The 21,794-nt window shown below is 56.2% G+C and carries 20 protein-coding genes; 17 read left to right on the forward strand and 3 right to left on the reverse strand.

The features are described from left to right. Positions 1 to 3: 3 nt before the first annotated feature. The 17 genes from AC1Q6I_RS19480 to AC1Q6I_RS19560 all read left to right on the forward strand — a co-directional run bounded on the left by AC1Q6I_RS19480 (position 4) and on the right by AC1Q6I_RS19560 (position 18,332). Positions 4 to 1,482 (forward strand): hydroxymethylglutaryl-CoA synthase family protein, encoded by a 1,479-nt coding sequence (locus AC1Q6I_RS19480; protein ID WP_102624031.1) that lies wholly within the window; start codon positions 4 to 6, stop codon positions 1,480 to 1,482. A gap of 3 nt (positions 1,483 to 1,485) precedes the next feature. Continuing rightward, positions 1,486 to 2,688, forward strand: a complete 1,203-nt coding sequence (locus AC1Q6I_RS19485) for an acetyl-CoA acetyltransferase (RefSeq protein WP_102624030.1) — start codon at positions 1,486 to 1,488, stop codon at positions 2,686 to 2,688. Then, on the forward strand, positions 2,688 to 3,470 hold the full coding sequence (locus tag AC1Q6I_RS19490; protein ID WP_102624029.1) for an enoyl-CoA hydratase/isomerase family protein: 783 nt from the start codon (positions 2,688 to 2,690) through the stop codon (positions 3,468 to 3,470). The genes AC1Q6I_RS19485 and AC1Q6I_RS19490 overlap by 1 nt, the downstream gene beginning before the upstream one ends. After that, positions 3,467 to 4,237, forward strand: coding sequence for an enoyl-CoA hydratase-related protein (locus AC1Q6I_RS19495; RefSeq protein WP_102624028.1), 771 nt, complete (start codon positions 3,467 to 3,469; stop codon positions 4,235 to 4,237). Before AC1Q6I_RS19490 ends, AC1Q6I_RS19495 begins: the two co-directional genes overlap by 4 nt. A gap of 2 nt (positions 4,238 to 4,239) precedes the next feature. Then, positions 4,240 to 5,754 carry a 3-hydroxyacyl-CoA dehydrogenase gene (locus AC1Q6I_RS19500; RefSeq protein ID WP_102624027.1) on the forward strand — a complete coding sequence of 505 codons (1,515 nt, stop codon included), beginning with the start codon at positions 4,240 to 4,242 and terminating at the stop codon, positions 5,752 to 5,754. Continuing rightward, on the forward strand, positions 5,751 to 6,605 hold the full coding sequence (locus AC1Q6I_RS19505) for an HTD2 family dehydratase (RefSeq protein ID WP_102624026.1): 855 nt from the start codon (positions 5,751 to 5,753) through the stop codon (positions 6,603 to 6,605). Before AC1Q6I_RS19500 ends, AC1Q6I_RS19505 begins: the two co-directional genes overlap by 4 nt. Continuing rightward, positions 6,602 to 7,507 (forward strand): HpcH/HpaI aldolase/citrate lyase family protein, encoded by a 906-nt coding sequence (locus tag AC1Q6I_RS19510; protein ID WP_207238114.1) that lies wholly within the window; start codon positions 6,602 to 6,604, stop codon positions 7,505 to 7,507. The genes AC1Q6I_RS19505 and AC1Q6I_RS19510 overlap by 4 nt, the downstream gene beginning before the upstream one ends. 16 nt (positions 7,508 to 7,523) lie before the next feature. Then, positions 7,524 to 9,203, forward strand: a complete 1,680-nt coding sequence (locus tag AC1Q6I_RS19515) for an acyl-CoA dehydrogenase family protein (protein WP_102624025.1) — start codon at positions 7,524 to 7,526, stop codon at positions 9,201 to 9,203. Beyond that, complete coding sequence (locus tag AC1Q6I_RS19520; protein ID WP_102624024.1) at positions 9,203 to 10,414, forward strand: CoA transferase; 1,212 nt, start codon at positions 9,203 to 9,205, stop codon at positions 10,412 to 10,414. Before AC1Q6I_RS19515 ends, AC1Q6I_RS19520 begins: the two co-directional genes overlap by 1 nt. A gap of 114 nt (positions 10,415 to 10,528) precedes the next feature. Further along, a complete protein-coding gene (locus AC1Q6I_RS19525; protein WP_102624023.1) occupies positions 10,529 to 11,761 on the forward strand; it encodes an NAD(P)/FAD-dependent oxidoreductase in 1,233 nt (410 codons plus the stop codon). Between the two features lie 21 nt (positions 11,762 to 11,782). Beyond that, entirely contained in the window at positions 11,783 to 12,103 is a 321-nt protein-coding gene (locus tag AC1Q6I_RS19530; protein ID WP_102624022.1) for a 2Fe-2S iron-sulfur cluster-binding protein, read from the forward strand. Positions 12,104 to 12,198: 95 nt separating this feature from the next. Next, positions 12,199 to 12,873: a pentapeptide repeat-containing protein gene (locus tag AC1Q6I_RS19535; RefSeq protein ID WP_219730570.1), complete on the forward strand. Its 675-nt coding sequence runs from the start codon at positions 12,199 to 12,201 to the stop codon at positions 12,871 to 12,873. Between the two features lie 614 nt (positions 12,874 to 13,487). Continuing rightward, positions 13,488 to 15,155, forward strand: a complete 1,668-nt coding sequence (locus AC1Q6I_RS19540; RefSeq protein ID WP_102624020.1) for a DUF1302 domain-containing protein — start codon at positions 13,488 to 13,490, stop codon at positions 15,153 to 15,155. A 118-nt stretch (positions 15,156 to 15,273) separates the two neighbouring features. After that, positions 15,274 to 16,011 carry a hypothetical protein gene (locus AC1Q6I_RS19545; protein ID WP_102624019.1) on the forward strand — a complete coding sequence of 246 codons (738 nt, stop codon included), beginning with the start codon at positions 15,274 to 15,276 and terminating at the stop codon, positions 16,009 to 16,011. Positions 16,012 to 16,191: 180 nt separating this feature from the next. Beyond that, entirely contained in the window at positions 16,192 to 16,779 is a 588-nt protein-coding gene (locus AC1Q6I_RS19550; protein WP_158244428.1) for a cytochrome c oxidase subunit 3 family protein, read from the forward strand. A 3-nt stretch (positions 16,780 to 16,782) separates the two neighbouring features. Continuing rightward, the gene (locus AC1Q6I_RS19555) at positions 16,783 to 17,073 is read left to right on the forward strand and encodes a cytochrome C oxidase subunit IV family protein (protein ID WP_102624017.1); all 291 of its coding nucleotides are present in this window, start codon (positions 16,783 to 16,785) and stop codon (positions 17,071 to 17,073) included. A 113-nt stretch (positions 17,074 to 17,186) separates the two neighbouring features. Then, positions 17,187 to 18,332: a phosphotransferase family protein gene (locus AC1Q6I_RS19560; protein WP_158244427.1), complete on the forward strand. Its 1,146-nt coding sequence runs from the start codon at positions 17,187 to 17,189 to the stop codon at positions 18,330 to 18,332. Between the two features lie 106 nt (positions 18,333 to 18,438). Here AC1Q6I_RS19560 and AC1Q6I_RS19565 read toward each other — a convergent pair whose 3' ends face one another. From AC1Q6I_RS19565 to AC1Q6I_RS19575, 3 genes are all read right to left on the reverse strand, one after another. Next, positions 18,439 to 18,888, reverse strand: a complete 450-nt coding sequence (locus AC1Q6I_RS19565) for an SRPBCC family protein (protein ID WP_158244426.1) — start codon at positions 18,886 to 18,888, stop codon at positions 18,439 to 18,441. A gap of 185 nt (positions 18,889 to 19,073) precedes the next feature. Then, complete coding sequence (locus AC1Q6I_RS19570) at positions 19,074 to 20,144, reverse strand: DUF7064 domain-containing protein (protein WP_102624014.1); 1,071 nt, start codon at positions 20,142 to 20,144, stop codon at positions 19,074 to 19,076. 47 nt (positions 20,145 to 20,191) lie between these two features. Beyond that, positions 20,192 to 21,277 carry a phosphotransferase gene (locus AC1Q6I_RS19575; protein ID WP_102624013.1) on the reverse strand — a complete coding sequence of 362 codons (1,086 nt, stop codon included), beginning with the start codon at positions 21,275 to 21,277 and terminating at the stop codon, positions 20,192 to 20,194. Positions 21,278 to 21,794 lie beyond the last annotated feature (517 nt).

Genomic DNA, 21,794 nt, shown 5'->3' on the forward strand with positions numbered 1-21,794 from the left:
GACATGAGTATTGGCATCACCGGATTCGGCGCTTATATCCCGCGCTTACGTTTGAGTCGGCAAGCTGTTGTCGCTGCCAATGCCTGGTACGCACCGGAGTTCAAGGGTAAGGCTAAAGGGCATCGCTCAATGGCGAACTGGGACGAAGACAGCATCACCATGGCCGTCGCGGCTGCGCGGGACGCACTGGGCGGTCAGGACACTCAAGGTATCGTTCGCGAGGTTTTTCTGGTTTCTTCTACTTTGCCCTTCGCCGAGCGTTTAAACGCGGGCGTTGTCGCAGAGGCGTTAAATCTCGACGAAAGTGTTTCGGCACTCGATATCACCGGCTCCCAGTGCGCTGCTCTAGCCGGGTTATCTCAGGCTTTGGCCAGTGCCGGGGCACACAAGGGAACAGTATTGCTGACGGCAGCAGACGGTCGCCGTACACGAGCGGCCAGCGCTCAGGAGCTTGACTACGGCGATGGTGCCGCAGCGCTTTTGCTGGGGCAGGACAATGTGATTGCGCAAGTGCTTGGTCAGGCTTCGTTGACCGTCGATTTCATCGATCACTTTCGTCTTTCTGGACGCGAGATCGATTATTACGGTGAGGAGCGCTGGGTACGCGATGAAGGTATCAGCAGTTGCATTCCCCAAGTCGTCGAGCGCGCGTTGAAGAACAGCGACGTGACGGCGGGGGATATCGACTATTTCATCTTCCCCACCTCTTTGAGCAAGATCGATGTGCAGCTTGCGCAAACTTGCGGCATCCGGGCCGAGGCGGTCGTGGACAACCTGGCTGATTGCATCGGCGCGACGGGGGTTGGACATGCGCTATTGATGTTGGCGCAGGTTCTCGAGTCCGCGCAACCTGGGCAGACGATCCTGCTTGCGCAGTTCGGCAGCGGTGCACGTGCTTTCGTGCTGCGAGTCACTGAAGAAATTCGCAATTTCGCGCCGCGTCGTGGGGTGTCCGCCTGGCTGAGTCGCGGGACTGAAGAACTCAGCTATACGCGTTTTCTTGCTTACAAAGGCCAGTTGCAACTCGAACGCGGCGTTCGCGGCGAGCAGGATAAGAAGACGGCTCTGAGTACGGCTTATCGCCACCGGCGCGCGCTCCTCGGACTTGTTGCCGGCCGCTGCAGCGTAAGTGGTGATGTGCATTTCCCGCCGTCGCGCCTGTCGTACACACCGGGCGCGGCTCAACAGGATACCCAGGAGCCTTATCCTTTGGCGGACAAGCCGGGTCGGGTGCTGAGTTGGTCTGCCGAGTCGCTGTCGTTTTACATGGCCCCCCCACACCAATACGGCCAGATCGACTTCGATGGTGGCGGTCGCATTCTGATGGAGTTCACCGACGTCAGCAAAGGCGACGTGGACACCGGTATCGAGGTGGAAATGGTTTTCCGCGTCAAGGATGTCGATGAGCTTCGCGGTTTCAAACGATATTTCTGGAAGGCAACGCCTGTCCTTCAATCCATGCCACGCACGCCGGCGGAGTAATTTATGCCTATTGGTATCAAAGACAAAGTTGCGATTCTTGGAATGGGCTGTTGCCGCTTCGGTGAGCGCTGGGATGCCAGTCCAGAGGATCTGATGGTCGAAGCCTATAACGAAGCCATGCAGGATGCCGGCATCGCGCCGGAGCAGCTCGACGCCGCCTGGTTCTCCACCCATATGGAGGATGTCGGCACTGGGCGTGGTGGCACGCCGATGAGCATTGCTCTGCGTCTGCCCAACATTGGCGTCACTCGGGTGGAAAACTTCTGCGCAGGCGGCTCGGAAGCGGTTCGGGCAGCCGTCTACGCCGTTGCTTCGGGGGCCTGCGATATCGCCTTGGCGCTGGGGGTGGAGAAGCTCAAGGACACTGGCTACGGCGGCTTGCCGGTGGCCACCGTTGGCACATACATTCCGCAGTGGTATCCCGGCGCAGTAGCGCCTGCCAATTTCGCACAGTTGGCCTCGGCCTACCGGGCAAGACATAGCGTGGATGCTGCGCTGCTCAAACGGGCGATCTCCCATGTTTCGATCAAGAGTCACGCCAACGGCGCGAAGAATCCCAAGGCGCACCTTCGCAAGCCAATTACTGAAGAGCAGTGCCTGAAGGCGCCGATCATCGCGGAGCCATTGGGATTGTTCGACTGCTGCGGTGTGTCCGATGGCGCCGCGGCAGTGATTGTCACTCGACCAGACATCGCTCGCGCCCTGGGCAAGCGCAACCTGGTGACCTTCAAGGCACTCCAGGTTGCAGCGTCCAATGGCTGGGAAATGCAAGGTAATGGCTGGGACGGCAGCTACGTGCATACGGCGCGTATTGCCGCAAAAAGAGCCTACGCCGAAGCAGGAATTACCCGCCCACGCGAACAAATCAGCCTGACAGAAGTGCACGACTGTTTCTCCATCACTGAGCTAGTGACGATGGAGGACCTTTTCCTGTCTCCGGAGGGTGGGGCGGTGCGCGACGTGCTCGACGGTGTATTTGATGCCGAGGGCAAGATTCCTTGCCAGATCGACGGCGGGTTGAAGTGTTTCGGCCATCCAGTGGGTGCAAGCGGCATTCGGATGCTTTATGAGATCTATCTGCAGTTGCAGGGCCGTGCCGGACCGCGTCAGTTGGCTGATCCACACACAGGATTGATTCACAACCTTGGCGGTCAGCCTTCGCAGAATGTGTGCTCGATCTCCATCGTCGGCCTGGAGGGCGGCTGATGACCATACAAATTGACAGGCCTGTGCCCGGAGTTTTGCGTTTGCTCATTGATCGACCTGAGAAACGTAATGCGATTAACCATGAGGTGCGCCAGGCATTGATTGAGGCACTCATTATTGCTCGTGAGCAGACAGACTGTCGCGCGATCGTACTGGGCGGTGTCGGCGAAGTATTTTCGGCCGGAGGTGATATCGCCAGCATGGTTGACCTGGATGAGGACGGTGCGCGCGAACGAATGCGGCATATTCACCAGTTGTGTTGCTTGATCGAGCAGACCCCTGTGCCAGTGATCTCTGCGGTAGAAGGCATTTGCGCGGGAGCGGGCGTTGGTCTGGCATTGCTCGGAGATATCATTATTGCCGGTACGACCAGCAAATTCATGTTTCCGTTCATGAGGCTGGGTCTCACCCCCGACTGGGGGTCGTTGCGCACGCTACCTGCTCGCGTAGGTGTGGCCGCAGCCAAGCGAATGTTGATCTCTGATCAGGTGATTTGCGGCGAGGAAGCTGTTCGCATCGGGCTCGCGGATGAATTCGTTGTGTGCGGTGTCATGGCGACAGCTGTGAACCGGGCAGCGAAGATGGCGTGTCTGCCACAGGATGCTTTCGCCCGTATGAAACGGCGTCTGGCCGATCCTGCAGCGAGCTTTGCCGAAGAGTTGCAGAAAGAGGAAGACGATCAGGCCGTACTGCTGTTGGCTGAAGATTTCCAAGAAGGCTATGCCGCTTTCAACGAAAAACGGATCCCGGCTTTTATTACGTCGTCCAGGAAATACTCATGAGCACTCCTGTGTTGATCGAGCGAGAGGGGGCTGTCGGTATCGTGGTCCTCAATCGTGCGCAAAAGCGTAATGCCCTGGACCTGACGCTACGCGCGGCGATTTGCGCGGCTGTGACCGAGCTGGAGCACGACAAAGATATCGCCGTGATCGTTATTACCGGCGGGAATAACGTGTTCGCTGCCGGTGCTGATTTGAACCTGTTGGTCGACAAGGGTGCGCAGGATATTGCCGACATCGACCTGGGTCAGTACTGGGCACCCTTGCGGAACAGCCAGAAACCGCTGATTGCGGCGGTCAGCGGTTTCGCGCTGGGTGCCGGCTGCGAGTTGGCCATGATGTGCGACCTGATTATCGCCGATCCCACGGCTCGCTTTGGCCAGCCCGAGGCGCGCGTGGGAATCATGCCAGGTGCCGGTGGAACTCAGCGCCTGATCCGTGCCGTCGGCAAGCCTGTTGCCAGTTTGATGCTGATGACGGGTGAGATGCTCACGGGAGAGCGTGCCTGCCAGCTTGGGTTGATCAGCGAGTTGACCGTCGAGGGGCATGCGCTCCAGCGCGCCAAGGAACTTGCCCACACGGCCGCGAGAATGCCGACCAAAGCTTTGCGAGCGATCAAGCGCGTGCTCGCTCAAGGCGCCGACTTGCCTCTGGATGCTGCATTGGCATTGGAAAATCGTGAGTTCCTGCTGCTGTTCGATACCCAGGATAAAACAGAAGGAATGCGCGCTTTTTTGGAAAAACGCACACCGATGTACACGGGGAAATGACCATGACCAGTATTCACCGTATCGGCGTTGTTGGCGCGGGCGCCATGGGGCGAGGCATCGTTCAGCTGTTTTCGCAGGCCGGGCATCCCGTCTCTTGTTTCGACGCTGCCGAAGGCTCGGCGCAAAAAGCCGTTGAGTTCGTGCATGGCATGATCGACAGAGCCGTGCTCAAAGGGCGCCACACCCGCGAAGAGGCGGACGCCATATGCGCCAGCATTTCGGCCTGCAATCGCCTCGAAGAGCTCGCAGGTTGCGACTTGGTGATCGAGGCCGTTGTCGAAGACCTTGGGGTCAAACGCGATCTGTTCCGAGCACTTGAAGAGGTGGTGGGCGAGCATGCGATTCTCGCCAGCAATACTTCTTCCCTGGTAGTTTCCGACATCGCTGCGGGCTGTCGCAGACCTGAGCGTGTTGCCGGATTGCATTTTTTCAATCCAGTACCATTGATGAAAGTGGCCGAGGTCATCGCCGCCGTACGCACAGCCCCCTCAACTGTCGAGGCGCTGAAAGCCGTAGTTGCTGGAGCCGGTCATCGCGCTGTTGTGACTGAGGATCAACCAGGGTTTTTGGTCAACCATGCTGGTCGTGGTCTCTACACAGAGGGACTGCGTCTTCTTGAGGAACGTGCAGCCTCGCCGCAAGACGTCGACACACTGATGCGCGAGGCCGCCGGTTTTCGCATGGGTCCGTTTGAACTATTGGATCTTACCGGCCTGGATGTTTCCGGCAAGGTGATGGAGTCGATTTACCAGCAGTTCCACCAGGAGCCACGTTTTCGGCCGTCCTCGTTGATACCGCCGCGTGTCGGTGCGGGGCTTTATGGCCGCAAGACCGGTGAGGGTTGGTATCGCTATCAGGACAACATGAAACAGGAGGCTCCGCGCCGGGAAATACCGCCGTTACGAACGGATCTGAGCGTCTGGATTGATCCCGCTGCCGACGATTACAAACGACTCCAAGGGTTGGTGATCGAAGCCGGCATTGAGGTTGTTGAGCAGGCGGCAGATGGTGACGTGCTGGTCGTTCAGTTTTGGGGGACGGACACCACGCGCTATTGCGTGGAGCATGGGCTGGACGCCGCTCGTACAGTTGCCGTCGACCCACTGCCAGGCCTGGATAAACATCGTACGCTGATGCTTTCGTCCGTCACGCGAGCGGAGGTGCGTGACGCAGCTCTCGCGATACTGGCGCAGCAGGATATGCCTGTGACAGTGATCAGCGACAGCTGTGGGTTTGTGCTACAGCGCATCCTGGCAATGATTGTCAACATCGCCGCTGACATTGCGCAACGTGGCATCGCCAGCGTCGAAGATATCGAGGATGCGGTAAGGCTTGGGCTCGGCTATCCGCAAGGGCCGTTGAGTCTCGGTGATGCCATCGGCGGCAAGCGCGTACTGAACATCCTCACGCGCATGCACGCTGCTACCGGCGATCCGCGTTATCGACCCAGCCCTTGGCTCAGTCGCCGTGTTGCACTGGGGTTGTCGCTGCTTACGGCCGAGGTTTCGCGCAGATGAGCGGCATTGATCTCGAGCACCTACGCACCTGGGTGGGTCGTGAGCGTGTCAAGCAGGATGAGCTTGCGCTGTTCAAGGCTCAGGCTCTGGGCGCGGCGATCAATCGTGACGCCTTGCTGGCGATCGGCGACGAGCTGCCGCCAACGTGGCAGTGGCTGTACTTTGTGGACACCGCGCGCGGCAGTGAACTGGGGGCCGACGGCCACCCGAAAACTGGAGATTTTCTACCACCAGTCCCTTTGCCTCGACGCATGTGGGCTGCCGGCAAGTGCTTGTATGAGCACCCGCTGCGGGTGGGTGAGCCCGCCGAACAGCGTTCGATTATCCGCTCCGTGGACCTCAAGGAAGGCAAGACCGGTACGCTGGTGTTTGTGACTGTTGAGCACCACACCACGCAGGGCGGCAAGCGCTGTCTGATTGAGGCACAAAACCTTGTTTATCGAGACATGCCCATCCGTCCCTCGCCATTGCCGCTCGGTGAGTCGGCCGCGCCGGGGGTGGACTTCCAGGAACATTTCCAACCTGATCCCGTGTTGCTTTTCCGCTACAGCGCGCTGACCTATAACGGCCACCGCATTCACTATGACCGCGATTACGCCACCCGCCAGGAGCACTATCCCGCGCTGGTCGTACAGGGTCCGCTGCTCGCGACTTTGCTGGCCGAGCAGGTTGCTAAACATCTGCCCGAAACGCGCATCCGTGGTTTTCAATTCCGCGCCGTAAGGCCAAGTTTCGACACGGATGCGCTCAAGTTCTGCGCGCGCCGTGATGGCAGCAAAGTCGAGCTGTGGACGGTAACGCATGAAGGTTTCGTCGCCATGACCGCGACCGCAACACTTGAGGCAATATGATGAAGACTGGTTTCCCCATCTGGCGTTCGATGCTGTTTATCCCTGCCCATATTGAGAGGTTTGTCGGCAAGGCCCATGAGCGAGGTGCTGATGCCTGCATCCTGGATCTAGAAGATAGCGTAGCGCTGTCGCATAAAGCGCAAGCCCGTAATGCAACCTTTTTGGCGGCGAAGTCGATTGCAAGCCACGGTGTCGACGTACTGGTGCGAGTGAACTCGCCGTGGTCGGCGCTGGAAGTTGATCTGGACGCCGTGGTTAGCCCCTCTGTGCGGGCGATAGTGTTACCGAAAGTTGATGCCGCAGGCACTGTGCAAGACGTTGCGAAACGCCTGGATCGCCTCGAAGCGGAAAGAGGGATGCGCCGCGGCCATACCCTTTTGATTGCACAGATCGAGGACGTTGCTGCTTTGCCATTGCTGGACTTGATTGCCAAGTCGTCGCCGCGGCTTATGGGGATGAGTTTGGGCAGCGAGGATTTTTCTGTCTCGGCTGGCATGGAACCGGTGCAGGAAAGTCTGCTCTGGCCGAATCAGCAAGTCGTCTTCGCGTGTCGTCGGGCAGGCATCCTGCCATTCGGATTTCCCGGTTCGATTGCGGACTTCAGCGACCTCCGGCGTTTTCATCAAACCATCGTGTTGGCGCGCCAACTGGGGATGGTTGGCGCCCTCTGCATTCACCCCGATCAGGTGAAGGTACTCAATGAGGTATTTACCCCCAGCGCCGCCGAGGTCGAGTCTGCCAAAGGTTTGCTGGCCGAGTACACCCTGGCCGAGCGCGAGGGGCGCGGTGCGTTTGCTTATCAGGGGAAGATGGTCGATGCCCCTGTAGTGGCGCGGGCGCGTGAAGTCTTGGATCGGCATGCCGCCACCGTGCAGCGCGCGATTCAATCGGATAACCAATGATTCTTGGAGTTGATCTATGTTCCAGATTAAGAGGGTCCCTGGTTCGGAAGAAGTTCTGAACCTGCTTGCCCAATTGCGTGCCGCGCTTGATCAGGCCACTGCTGTGCTCGCACAGCGATGCAGCTATGGTGGCAAGCTCGATTCAGACCGGCTCGATGTGCAGCAGGTCCCAAGCTTCGAGTTGGCATGGGCCAGCGCAGAGCTACTGGCTGCAGAGCGGTCACTGAAGACTCTGGATGCTTCGACGAGTGAACTGGACCGGCGTCTGGTGATGGTGTTTGCGATCGAGGCGGTCACCCTGGTGCGTGATCGCTTGGAAGCCTTGTTTGTCGAACTGGATCTTGTAGATGACGTGCTCCAGGTGGTTTCTGCCGACCCTACGTTTCGCGCCCTACGTCATACACTGATGTCCGGTTCAGCCCTGCATGAAACCGCGAAAATGCTTGCACATAATCCTTCCGGTCTCGGCCAGGTGGCATTAAGTGCAGAGTTGTCAATGGTTCAAGACCAGTTCCGGCGCTTCGCCGCGGAGGCGGTTGCACCGTTGGCCGAGAAGATTCATCGGCACGACCTGATCGTGCCTGAGGAGCTTCTCGGGCCGATGCGCGAGATGGGTGTTTTTGGTCTATCGATACCTGAGCAGTATGGTGGCAGTGCGCCCGACGATCACGAGGATACCTTGACGATGATCGTGGTCACCGAGGCTTTGTCCGAGGCTTCACTGGCCGCTGCTGGCAGCCTGATCACACGGCCAGAAATCCTTTCCCGGGCCTTGCTTGCCGGTGGCACCAAGGTGCAGAAACAGTCCTGGTTGCCGCGTTTGGCCGCAGGTGATCCACTGTGTGCGATTGCGATCACCGAGCCGGATTTCGGTTCGGATGTCGCCAGCCTTATCTTGCGGGGTACTCGTTGTGACGGCGGTTGGCTGCTCAACGGCGCCAAGACCTGGTGCACCTTTGCCGGCAAGGCTGGGGTGTTAATGGTAGTAACCCGTACGGATCCCGATAGGACACTGGGTCATCGAGGGCTGAGTCTGCTGCTTGCCGAGAAGCCGTCTTTCGAGGGGCATGAATTCGACTACCAGCAGGAAGGGGGCGGACGGTTGAGCGGACGAGCAATCCCGACAATTGGCTATCGTGGCATGCATTCTTTCGACCTGTCATTTGAGAACTTCTTCGTCCCTGATGCCAACGTCATCGGCGAGCAGTTAGGGCTCGGACAAGGATTTTATTACACCATGGCGGGGATGACTGGCGGACGGATGCAGACGGCTGCCCGCGCGAGTGGTGTCATGCGTGCGGCGCTACTCGCCGGGCTTCGTTACGCCGAAGATCGCAAGGTGTTTGGTGCACCGCTAATCGACTATCCATTGACCGGCGCCAAGCTTGCGAGAATGGCGGCACGTTATGTCGTCAGCCGCTATTTGACTTATTCGGTTGGGCGTTTGCTGGATCAGGGAGGCGGACGTATGGAGGCTAGTCTGGTCAAACTTTTCGCCTGCCGCTCCGCAGAACTTGTTACCCGCGAGGTTCTTCAAATACATGGCGGTATGGGTTATGCCGAGGAAGTCGCGGTCAGTCGGTACTTTGTCGATGCGCGCGTGCTGTCGATTTTCGAAGGGGCTGAGGAAACACTAGCGCTAAAGGTAATTGCCCGCAGCTTGCTCGAATCCGCATTGAAAGCCGAGGATGCCTGATGACGCCGGGTATTTTGCAGGGGATGCGAGTGGTCGAGATTTCCGCCTTCGTCGCGGCCCCTTTGGGGGGAATGACACTGGCACAGCTCGGTGCCGATGTGATCCGCATTGATGGCCTTAGCGGTGGTCTGGATTATCGACGCTGGCCGGTCACTGATGACAATGTCAGCTTGTTTTGGGCCGGGCTCAACAAGTCAAAGCGCTCGGTGGCGATCGACATTACCGCGCCGCAGGGGCGCGAACTTGCCCAGGCCTTGATCGTTGCGCCAGGAGAAAATGCGGGGATGTTACTGACCAACTTCCCGCCTCGTGGTTGGCTGGATTACGACATCTTGCGCGCGAGACGCGAGGATCTGATCCAGTTGACTATCCAGGGTGATCGTAATGGCGGTTCGGCTGTGGACTACACGGTGAATCCGCGTATCGGTCTTCCATACCTCACTGGCCCGCAACATGTGCCGGGCGCCGTTAACCACGTGCTGCCCGCCTGGGACCTAATCACCGGGCAGATGGCGGCTGTCGGCCTGCTGGCCGCGGAGCGCCAGCGCCGGCTCAAGGGCTGCGGCGAGCACGTCAAACTGGCGCTAGAAGATGTGGCGTTGGCGGTGCTCGGGCACCTCGGCTTCCTCGCCGAGGCGCAGCTGGGCCATGAGCGCCAACGCTATGGCAATGATCTTTTCGGCGCTTTCGGGCGCGATTTCCTCACCAGTGACGGCGAACGCATCATGGTCGTCGGTTTGACCCTGAAACAATGGCGTGGCCTCTGCAAGGCCACCGGTATTGGTGAGCAGGTTGTGGCGCTGGGGCAGCGCCTGGGCGTCAACCTGGAGCGCGAGGGTGAGCGGTTCAAGGCGCGCGAGGCTCTGGCAGCGCTCATCGCACCGTGGGTGGCGGCACGTACCCTGGCCCATATCGCGGTGGCATTCGATGCTGAGCAGGTGTGCTGGAGCCGTTACCAGAGCGTGTCACAACTGGTAAAAGGTGACAGTGCCTGTTCGTTGCACAATCCATTGTTCGGGATGATTGAGCAGCCCGGCATTGGTACCTTGCTGGTGCCGGGTATGCCACTGCGTTTCGGCGACGAGCGCTCGCCACCCAGGCCTGCGCCGCAGTTGGGGGCTGATACCGAAGAGGTGCTGATGACGGTGCTCGGCCTGAGCAGTGCCGAATTTGGCAGGCTGCATGATCAGGGCGTCGTGCGCGGTGTCTGACATCTGAGTTGCTATGCCATCTGCACGAGTTCGTCGCAACCGACGATGCTCGGCCATTCACTACATGCAAGCATGATCGCACCCTGAATTAACAAGTGAACCAGGATGTCGATCATGTCTTCACAGAGCGAAATTACCCTCGTCGTCGGTGCCGGCCATGCCGGTGCCGAGTTGGTCCTGGCGTTGCGCCAGAATGGCTACGTCGGGCGCTTGATTCTCATCGGCGAGGAGGCGGAGTTGCCATATCGGCGACCACCCCTCTCCAAGGCCTATCTGTCCGGCGAAGTCAGTCGCGAATCCCTGCAGATCCGTACCGCCGCCGGCTACGAGAAAATCCAGGTCGAGTGCTGGGTAGGCGTGCAGGTCGTATCCATCGACCGGCAAACGCGCAGCGTGACCCTGAGCGATGGTCGCGTGCAGCCCTACGATAAGTTGGTGCTGGCCACCGGCGGGCGGGCTCGTCGCCTGGCCGAACCGACAGCGCAAAAACACAACGTGCATTACGTGCGGACAGTGGAGGACATCGATAGGCTGAAGGCTATGTTCGCGTCCGGGCAACGCCTGCTCGTGGTTGGCGGCGGCTATATCGGCCTGGAGGCCGCTGCGGTTGGGATCAAAAGTGGGCTATCCGTCACCGTACTGGAAGCCGCGCCGCGTGTCTTGGCCAGGGTTGCCGCGCCGGAAATATCCGCCTTCTACGAACAAGTGCATCGTTCCCGTGGCGTGGATCTACGTACCGGAGTAGCGGTGCTGGACTACTTGGGCGACGAGCGTGTCGAAGCCGTGCGTCTGAGCGATGGTAGCGAACTGGCTCTTGATCTGATTGTAGTCGGTATAGGCATCCTGCCCAATGACGAGCTGGCGCGCGAAGCCGAGCTCGCCATCGATAACGGCATATTGGTGGACGAGTTCGCGTGTACCTCCGACCCGGACATTCTAGCCATTGGCGATTGCGCCAACCATGTCAACGGCTTCCTTGGTCGTTCCGTACGCATCGAGTCGGTGCCGAGTGCCCAAGAGCAAGCACGCACGGCGGCAGCGACGATCTGCGGCAAGCGGGTGCCTCACGCGGCTGTGCCCTGGTTCTGGTCAGATCAGTTTGACCTCAAGCTGCAGATGGTAGGCTTGTCGCAGGGGTATGATCGACTTGTGCTGCGCGGCGATGTTGGGGCGGAGTCCTTCTGTGCCTTCTACTTGAAGGATGGGGTGGTGTTGTCTGCCGACGCGGTCAACCGTCCGCAGGATTTTCTGATGGCGAAGCGTCTTGTTGCCGAGCGCTTGCGAGTCAGTGCAGAAACCTTGGCGGACGAAAATGTTTCGCTCAAGTCCCTTTTCTCTGTTGCATGATCAACGTCCGGAAGTCGCGATATGTCGAAAGTTATATTCATCGAAAGCAATGATACGGTGCACAGCGTAGATGCCGAGTCTGGGCGTTCGCTGATGCAAATCGCTCAGGATAACCTGATGCCGGGTATCTATGGCGAATGTGGTGGCGCCTGCAGTTGTGCAACATGTCATGTGTACGTCGATCCAGCCTGGGAGGGCCGGTTACCGCCGAGAAGCAGTGATGAAACTTTGATGCTCGAAGGCGCTGTCCACGTCAACGAGCACAGCCGTCTTTGCTGCCAGTTGACGATGCGGGATGAATGGGAGGGGCTCGTACTGCGTATTCCAGTCTCTCAAGGCTGACGGCTCGGTTTGGACAGGGCAGTCGTCAACTCATCAGATATTTTTAAACGGTCAAAGTAAACGAGGTCACAGTGGTGGATGAGGCGAGATACTCATTGGCAGAAGTCGACGTCTGGGACCGCGAGACCTTGATAGCGGCGCTCAAAGGTGCAAGGCCGTTGGTGCTTCAAGGGGCAGACTTGTCAAACCTTGACCTCACAAGGCTGGACTTCACGGGGGCGCAATTCGAGCGTTGCATCCTGATGGAGACAGACTTCAGTAATGCGATCCTCGACTCGACCACGTGGAAGTCATGCAGGGCTGGAATGGCCGTTTTCCGCCGTGCCTCCGTCACGGAGTGCCGCTTCCAAAGTTCGGATCTCAATAATTCCAAATGGAGTCGTGCCCGACTTACCCATACCCAGTTCACCGGCTGCAAGCTTAGTGGGGCTGATCTATCCGACTGCTCGACGCTAGGCCTGACGTTCAAGGACACGATTCTTAAAAACGCTTACCTTAGCGGCGTATCCTTTTTGAAAGAGTACATCGACTCGCTGGATTTCGCGGACGCTGACCTGATGGGGTGTGATTTTCGTCAGGCTGTCATGAGCGAGGGGTGCAGCCTTGCTAATGCCCGGATCACAGATGTCCGTTTTCAAGGGGCTGATTTGCGCGGCGCCGACCTGGACGGAATCAGAATGTCTGATCCTCGGCAGTTCAAAAATGCATTGGTCACCCCCTATCAAGCGGGGCAACTCATTCGCGGCCTGGGGCTACGCGTTTCTACATAACCCCTTCAGTCATTCGAATAGTTTTCTGCACAAATGTACGGTGACTCTAGCTGTCGCATGGGTTTCTTCAAACTCACGCGTGTGCCATCTCTGGCGCTCGTCGCGGGCCGAACCCCGTACTGCGAATGCGCAGCCAACACGCGGGACGGCAAAGGCAAAAATCATCTTGAAAAAGATACAACTAATCCCTGAGGCGAAGCCTGAAAGGCTGGCGGGAAAGTTGCTTTCCAACAGCACGCTAAAGCTTATGACGGCAACGTAGGAAACCCATCAGGATTTTTTAATAGCCCGCGTGATGGGGGCGTTATTCGAGCAGCATTCTGGTCGCCTTTCGTCTATTCCGACGATGTGAGGGGCGGGGGGCAGAGGGATGCTTGGTGCATGGAGCAGTTAGAGTTTGCTCGCGGAGAAATGTCGGGTTTTCCTCAGGGAAAGGGGAGTTCAAGCCTGAAAGGGGCGTTAAGACGCCATAAGTATTCAGCCACGCCACGCAAGTGTGAGGTGAATAGGTTTGCCGCGAAGGTGCTGGAGATTCTGCTGAATCTGGAGTAGGGCAAGGCAAGACAATGTTAAGTCGTGCGCACTATAAAAAAAACAAAAAAAGAGGCAAATACATGAAGGAATTTCACAAGGCTAACTACTATTTTTCTCGATTGGCCATCGCTGTTGCAACAATTGGCGCCGCTAGCTCGGCCGTAGCGCTGCCAATTGATCTCGGTAATCCGGACTTCGAATTCCGTTGGGATAACACACTTCGTTATAACCTGGGGGTTCGCACTCAGAAGCCGGAAAAAGCACTCTCGTTGAGTAGCGGTCAACAGGTCGCTGACAATCAATTCGGTCGCGGCGATGTGGTTGCCAACCGACTTGATTTGTTTTCAGAGGCAGATCTCATATTTAAGAAAAAATACGGTGCCCGCGTGTCCGCCTCTGCTTGGTACGACAACGCCTATGATGGAGAGGAGGCGAAGGGTCTCTCAGAGTATTCAGCGTATCCTAGCGCCTATCCAAACGGACACTATACTGGCACTGTGAAGCGCTATTACGCCGGTCCTTCCGGTGAAATCCTGGATGCTTTCGTCTTCGGCGGTTTCGATATAGGCGCTGTGCCCGTCAATCTCAAGCTGGGCCGGCACAACCTGTATTGGGGCGAATCGCTGTTCTCTTTCATCCATGGTGTTTCTTACGCACAGGGTCCCGTGGATATTCGCAAGGCTACAGCGACTCCAGGGACCGAGGCCAAAGAGCTTTTTCTGCCCGTCAATCAGTTCTCCCTGCAAACTCAAGTTGCGGACAATCTGTCGCTCGCGGGTTATTATCAATTCGAGTGGGAACCGAGTCGCCTGCCCGAGGGCGGAACCTACTTCGGCACGGCTGATTATCTCTTTAATGGACATACGAATCTCGCGCTAGCCCCAGGTTTTGCAATTCCTGTCAGAGGGGATGTGGACACCCCTAAAAATAGCGGGGCTTACGGTTTAAGCGCAAGATGGCGGCCGCAAATGCTCGACGGTACGCTTGGGTTTTACTACCGTGAATTCAGCGACACCTTACCCAATGTGTTGGGCACCTACGACGGTGCCGTGCCCACCAGCGTCTACAACAAGTACGCTGAGGATGTACGTTTATACGGCATCAGCCTGTCCAAGCAGGTTGGGGCGATGTCAGTCGGCGCCGAGTTGGTGCGCCGTGAAAACACTGCGCTCAGTACCATTGGTCTATCCCCTGACATCGCCCGCGGCGATACATGGCATGCCTTGGCCAACGTGATCGCAGTCTATTCGGGAAATGGACTCTGGGACTCATCCACGCTTCAGGCCGAACTGACATACAGTCGTCTTGACAAGGTCACAAAGAATCGTGAGTTCTACAATGATGACAAGAACAGCGGTTGTAAAAACCAGCATGGCGGTCAAGGCGATGCTAAAGATGGCTGTTCGACTCGCGACAACCTTGCAATACAGATGGCCTATACACCCACTTGGTATCAAGTGACTGACGGCCTGGATCTGAGTGCGCCTGTTACCTTCGGTATGGGACTCTACGGTACTTCGCCGGTCACCAATGGCGGGAACGAAGGGGCCGGTACTTACAGCTTCGGTGTGAGTGCAGATTATGTGTCTCAATACAAAGCTACGCTTAGCTACAATGGTTTCTTCGGTCCACTTACCACGACTTATAATCCGATAGTTGGGCAAAATACCATTGCTACTTCCAGTGGCGGTACCCCCTTGTTGCGTGATCGTGGATGGGTTTCTTTGACGCTCAAGGCCAGCTATTAATTACATTATGCGAGATGCGCAGCAATCAGGAGCCCTGGCTGTTGCTGGTTGCTGCGCTGGCAAGATTCTTATCGGGCGTACGACTGCAAGAAGCTCAAGCGAATTGGAGGCTTTATAAATGAATTATAAATCACAACTGGTTGCCGCTTGGTGTGGCCCCGGTTTCATTATATGTATGCTGATTGGGTGGCTTGTCATTGGATTTTTGCCGCCGATGGCGCCGAGCTTGAGTGCCATGGAAACGGCTGAATTTTATCGAGCAAATCCTATTCAGATTCGTTTTGGATTACTTTTTTTCATGTGGGCCACAGCGTTATATCTTCCCTTTGCGGGGGTGTTGACCATGCAAATGATGCGTATTGAGGGAAAATCGCCGATTTGGTCCTTTGCCCAACTGATGGCCAGTGCTGGCAATGTCTTGACCCTTACCTTCCCCACGCTGTTTTGGGCGACTGCCGTATTTCGACTCGATAGGAGCCCTGAGCTTATCCAGCTCGCCAGCGATCTGGCATGGATTCCTTTTGTTGGAATGACTTCGCCTTTTTTGATTATTCCTATTTGTATCGCCATAGTTGGCTTCATGGATAAGAGTGAAGCTCCAACATTTCCTCGGTGGTGCTCTTACTATAATATATTCGTCGTATTACTGCTGTTGCCGGGCGGGGTTATCACTGTTTTTCACGATGGGCCGTTCGCCTGGAACGGAGTTTTTGGATTTTGGCTTCCGTTGACCGACTGGGGGATCTGGTTTCTGGTGACCTGCATATTGTTGATCAAAAGTATCAAACGACAACATTCTGCAGTTGTCTGCGCAGAACAATACTCTTTGGTTACGGAAAAGGCTGTCCCTGTATAGTAGATAAACGCTATAGAGTCATTTAACGTCACACCGTGCCGAGTTTTTTGCGGTGTTCCGCAAGCGGTACGAGTTACTCTATATAGACGGCTATACGACAAGGCGGTCGCACCGCACGCAGGTACGAACTTGAGCTACGGATATATAGAGTTACTTGAACTTACTATGGCGAAATGTACGATGAAAAATATTGAAAATACTATTGCGTCGGAAAGGAAGATTCCCGGCGATCCGGGGGTATGGATTTTAATCATCGGTGATTTGTTGGTGTTTGCTATTTTGTTCTTTTTTTACGCCTGCGACAGCGCTAAATCTAAAGAGTTGTTCCATATTAGTCGAAGTGAATTGACTCAGAGTTACGGTGTTATCAATACATTTCTATTGTTGACGAGTTCCTGGTGCATTGCCACAGCCTTGAAGTTTGCGCGGCAAGGCAAGAGAGATCACTGTCTCAGATTCACGGTTGCCACGATAGTGTGCGGCGTGGGCTTTATAGTCGTAAAGCTGCTTGAATATACGGACAAGATCAGCGCGGGAGTCAATATTCTGACGAACGATTTCTTTATGTATTATTTCATGCTGACGGGTATTCATTTTTTTCACACCATAATAGGTATAGGCGTGCTGGTCTATATGTGGAGAAAAATCAGAAACGACCAATCGTCGATGTCGGGCAACTTGCTGATGTTTGAGACGGGGGCCAGTTATTGGCATATGGTTGATCTGCTCTGGATCGTAATTTTTTATTTGCTCTATTTGATGAGTTGAAAAATGAATATCTCGATGACAAAAAACGTTGTCTATTTTTGGCTGTTGCTAATTTCCGTGTTGGGTTGGTGTCTGTCCCATGATTTATTTGCTACTTTGGATTTGCCAAATGTGAATTTCTATATATCCAATGTGGTATTAATTATGTCTTTGGTTAAGGTGAGGCTGGTCATCATGTATTTTATGGAGATTAAATCTGCGCCGTGGCTGTTGAAACTCGCTTTTGAGGCGTGGCTTCTTATTGCTTTTTTTGCTATTGTCATTCCTTTCTGGTTATCTTGGTGGGCACAGTAGCACCCACAATCTTAAGAATACGGTAGTGTGGCTCAGGCAGGACGGTAATGGGCTGCGGAGCTATGTTTCAGCGCAGTATTAGATCATCAGCAATTAAAACAGGCGGAAGATCAATGTTAGATATTGAAACGCAGATTCGGAGCGCATTCGAAAAGGAACAGGAGTTGGGGCGCGTACCCCAATCCGCTGATGACATCCCCACTTCCTATGAGGTAATCACGGACAAGTGGCTGACTGCAATCCTGGCCAGCAAGGTATCTGGCGCTAAGGTTGTCGCACACGAACTGGATGTGGTCGACTCAGGTACGACGGATCGCCGACGTATTATGCTGACCTATAACGACGCTGGGCAGTTGGCGGGTTTGCCGCCGAGCGTGTTTTGCAAGGCGGCGAATTCGCTGGAGGCGCGTCTGCTGAATGCGCGTGGCGGTCTCAGTCGCGGTGAGTACGTTTTCTATCGCGGCTTTCGTGATCGTTTCGACATCGAGGCGCCGGTTTGTCTTCATGCGGCGTTTGATCCCGAGACTTTCAATTCGATTACCGTACTCGCTGACATGGCAAGGGATGATGTCATCTTCTGCAGTCATGACACGCCGATGACGTATGAGCGTGCCCGTAACCAGATCCGATTGCTGGCGCAGATCCACGGCCCTTACTACGACAGCGAAGAAGTCGCCAGCGCAAGCCACGTCCAGACATTTGAGGAGTTGTTCGCAAACCTCGATGCCTGGGTGCATTGGGAGGAACGTTGCCACAAGGGTTTTGTGCAGTCGCAAGCCTATATCCCGCCAGCTCTGTTCGCGCGAATTGATGAAGTCTGGCCAGCGACTGAAAAGGCGCTCAGCCTACACAGTCACTTACCGCGCACCTTCACCCATAATGATGTGCATATCCGTAACTGGTATCTGACCCGCGACGGCGATATGGGGCTCACCGACTGGCAGTGTTTTGGCCGTGGTCACTGGGCTCGCGACTTCGCCTATGCCGTCTCGACCGCCCTTACCGTTGAAGACCGTCGTGCGTGGGAGCACCAGCTGCTGGGGGAATATCTTGACGCGTTTCGGGCGGCTGGCGGGACAGCCATCGACTTTGACGAGGCCTGGCTTCACTATCGTCAGCATCTTCCTACAGTTCTGGCATTCTGGACGATGACGGTTGCCTGGGTGATTGCTCAACCCGCGGCGTCCTACTTTGAGCTGACGAAACGTATCGCAACCGCCATGGATGACCTCGGAACACTCGATAGCCTGTCCGAGTAGTCTGACAAGATGGGAACCTGCCGAATATCGCCAGACGTTCGGCAGTCACTGACCAGGGGTGTTGGCCTGGTACACATCGCTTCAGGTGTAAGAGTGCCCGTATAGATCAATGGCGCTCAAGAAGGGTTTTGTAATTTTTCAACATACTCGGCACCATTCCTTTCAGCGCAAAATAAACCACTGGCGCGAGCAAACGGGCTTTCGGTGTCATATCAAAGGCGACAGTAAATTCCAGGCGCAACCTGTCATCGCCTAGGGACAGGATTCGGTGTTCTTCCGCGAAACTTTTCAGCCCGGGTATGTTCGTTTTCTCAACGAAAAAGGATACCCGGGTGCCGCTGTCCCACTCAAAAAAAACTTCCTTAAGAATAACTCCACCGATAAGGAGTACATCTCGGGTGCAATTTTTCTCGCGACGTTCGGACGTCCAGACGGCTTTTTTCATGGGGCTGGCCCACTGTACCCATTGATCGTTATCGCTCAGGGCTTCCATCATTCGTGACGCACTGCAATGCACTTCGATGGCGTGTTTGATTTTGTATGGTGCGCTCGTCATGAACTCGGACTCCGCGGGGTCAAGCCTGTAGAGGTTGGGCATTGTGGCCTCTCGAGTTGAATACATGCGGGGGAAAGGTGGACTATTACGACGTGTGATCGCTGCCACGAAATGGACGAGCGCAGAGAAGAGAGGCGGCGGTGGGCAGGCTGGTCGACTCAGGGTTCGACCAGCCTGTGACAGGACTACTTTCCGTACGGTGGATAGTCTGGCGACGGCGGGAAGCAGTTCAGGAGATCCGGATCCTTCTCGAGAAGTTGCAGCCAGTATCGGCGGTAATGCTTGAAGTTCATGAAGTCCTGGTCTTCCCCGTAGGCCACCTGGCCGTCATATTCCCACTTCACCAAGGACCACCAGTTGAGGATGTCGCTGTTCACCGGCCACTTCAGCCAATTCATGCTCTGTCCGACGGCATGCAGCTCCCGACCAAGCTCGTCGACACAGTCGATGACCTGAGTGAGCACTCGACCGTCACGACCGCGTTCGGCGCGGCGCGTGCCAGAGACGACCTGAGCCTTAATCCCGTCGCGAATATAAAAGCCCGTCGTCACCGTCTCCGTCGTTCCTTCGAGAGGATCCTGATCGAATGGGAGGATGGTTTGGGGGTCATAGAGGTGCCATCCGCTCTCGGCAGAGGCGAAGACATACGGCCACCCGGCCCGCAGAGGGTCCTTGATGTCGGCGTGGCGAGGCCCCCAGCCGCGGTCGCGCAGCGCGCCACAGTTGATTTCGATCTCCTCGCCGTCGAGTTCGATCGTTCCCTTGAACCAGCCTGCCTGCTCATAGTGGCCGACTGAAAAGTCCCCATCCTTCTTGACCCAGTTCGCGATGCCCGGATCCTCCTCACCGCTCTTCGTGAGCTTCATATAGTGCGGTTCTGCAAGAGCCGTCCAGGTGAGGTCAATCTTCATTCCGTTGCGGTCATACCCGAAGCGATACTCCTTCTGCGGCTCGATCATCTTGCAACTCAGGGAGTTTGACAACTCGAAGTCAAACATCTCCGAGCCCGGCGGGATCGCGAGGTGCTGATCCCAGCCGTAATATTTGCAGTTGTACACGTCCTCGCCCGTGTGATCCCATACCGCCGGACCGGCCACGACCAAATTCATGTTCGGTCGGAAGTAGAAATAGATGAAGCCGCACAGATTCCTTTCCGGCACGCTGAATCCGAGCAAGCTATTCTCGCTCCAGTAGGGGTCGTCGCTGTGCTTGTGGAAGTACTCGTCGGCGATGTCGACTTTATCGGTCCATCCCATTGCTCATTTCCTCATTCGTTGGTGGTTTGATCGTGTGAAAGGGTTGGTTACAACAGTCCGGCTATCTTCGGTGCGTCGAGGTCCAACGCCATATCTGCCATCTGTTGGACGAGATTGAGAATCACGCGATCATTTCGTTCGGTCGACTCAACCTGACCCGCCATGCCCACCAGGAGATAGACGCCATACATGGCGCCTTCACAATAAGACTTCCAGCAGGCGTCCCAGTCGAATCCTTGGACGCCGGCGTCGACAAGATGCTGGTGGTACTCACGGATCAGCTCACCCTCCATCGTCCTTCGGTCCTCGGCTGGCATCGAACCGCCCATGAAGTAGGCCAGGTCGACCCCTGGCGGGCCTACACGTACTGTCTGAAAGTCAATGACCGTGACCGGCGGCGCATCTGCCGTGATACCGAACAGGACGTTGCCAGCGCGGAACTCCCCGTGTTGTAACACCGTTGGAGCCTGCCAGGACCGGACCCACTTGCCGGCGAGTGGCAGCACCGATTCAAACAGCTTCACGTGCTCGGGAGTTAGCGCGTGTCCGAACCGCTCGAGGAATGGCTCCAGGCCTGCTGGAATCGCGTCGAACACACCAAGCGTGCGGCTTGAATCGTGGAGCCAGTCGAATTCGGCCAGCACTTGTGAGTTCCAGAGCGGTGCCTGGAAGTTCACCAGTTCTTTAAGCGCTGCAGAGCACTCCTGCAGGGTTACTGTGCTTTGCATGGTGCCCGGTTTGGTGTTGGCACTACGATCTTCCAGGGCCAGTGTGAAGCGGCCGGTCTCTTCCTCGAGCTGCGCGGAGTAGCACTTGGGAATACTCATATTGGGCAATTGAGGGGCGATGTCTTGGTAGAAGAGCACCTCAAGCTCATACAGCCCCATGATCTGCGCTATACCAAAATTTCCATCGTCATCAGACGGATACTTGACCAGGATGCTCGCTGGCGCGTCGCTCGTGCCTACGTAACCTAGCTTGGCTCGCACCATGTTTGTCATGACGCCGCCACCAAAAGGCTCTAGCTCAACTCTCTCGACCCGACCACCGCTAAGCACCCCGGCTTCAGTTAGCAGTGAGGTGAACCATTCGATAGTCATTCCACTAGGACTGGTGACAATTTTATTAGGCATGTGCTCTCCAGGGATTGGTCTGCTAACTCATACTCACCTAGCTATCGCGATCTTCGGTCGGTGGCTATGTATGGGACTTATATATATCCGGGCGTGTCGATCATGCAGCACCACATGGTGATGGAGACGATGCAGACATGTCAGATCGACCGAATTTGCTGGAGCATAGCAATCGTCGGCAGGCGGTTTCTCGTCGGAACAGACGAAAGATAAATCGACCATTAAGAGCCGGTTAGCCAGGTAGGATCTGGAGGCCACGTGTGTCGAAGGTGGCATCCAAGGTAGTCACAACGGCCATTTTTTTCGTTGTAGAGACTGGGGCCGTAGCGCGTTAGGTAAAGGGCTAAGCTGAAGTTACCGCGACGATGATCAGCGTCTTCACCGTTCACACATGAGCGCGGCTCTGTAGTATTACTGTGATCTCCTCGCTGACCCGTTTGATGGCTGCACCCCCAAGGCCCATTAAGCGCGGGGGGCGACGAGAAACACCACATGCCCCCTGCCAACGTGTGGCGTA

This window comes from Pseudomonas sp. MPR-R2A5, from assembly GCF_058793055.1.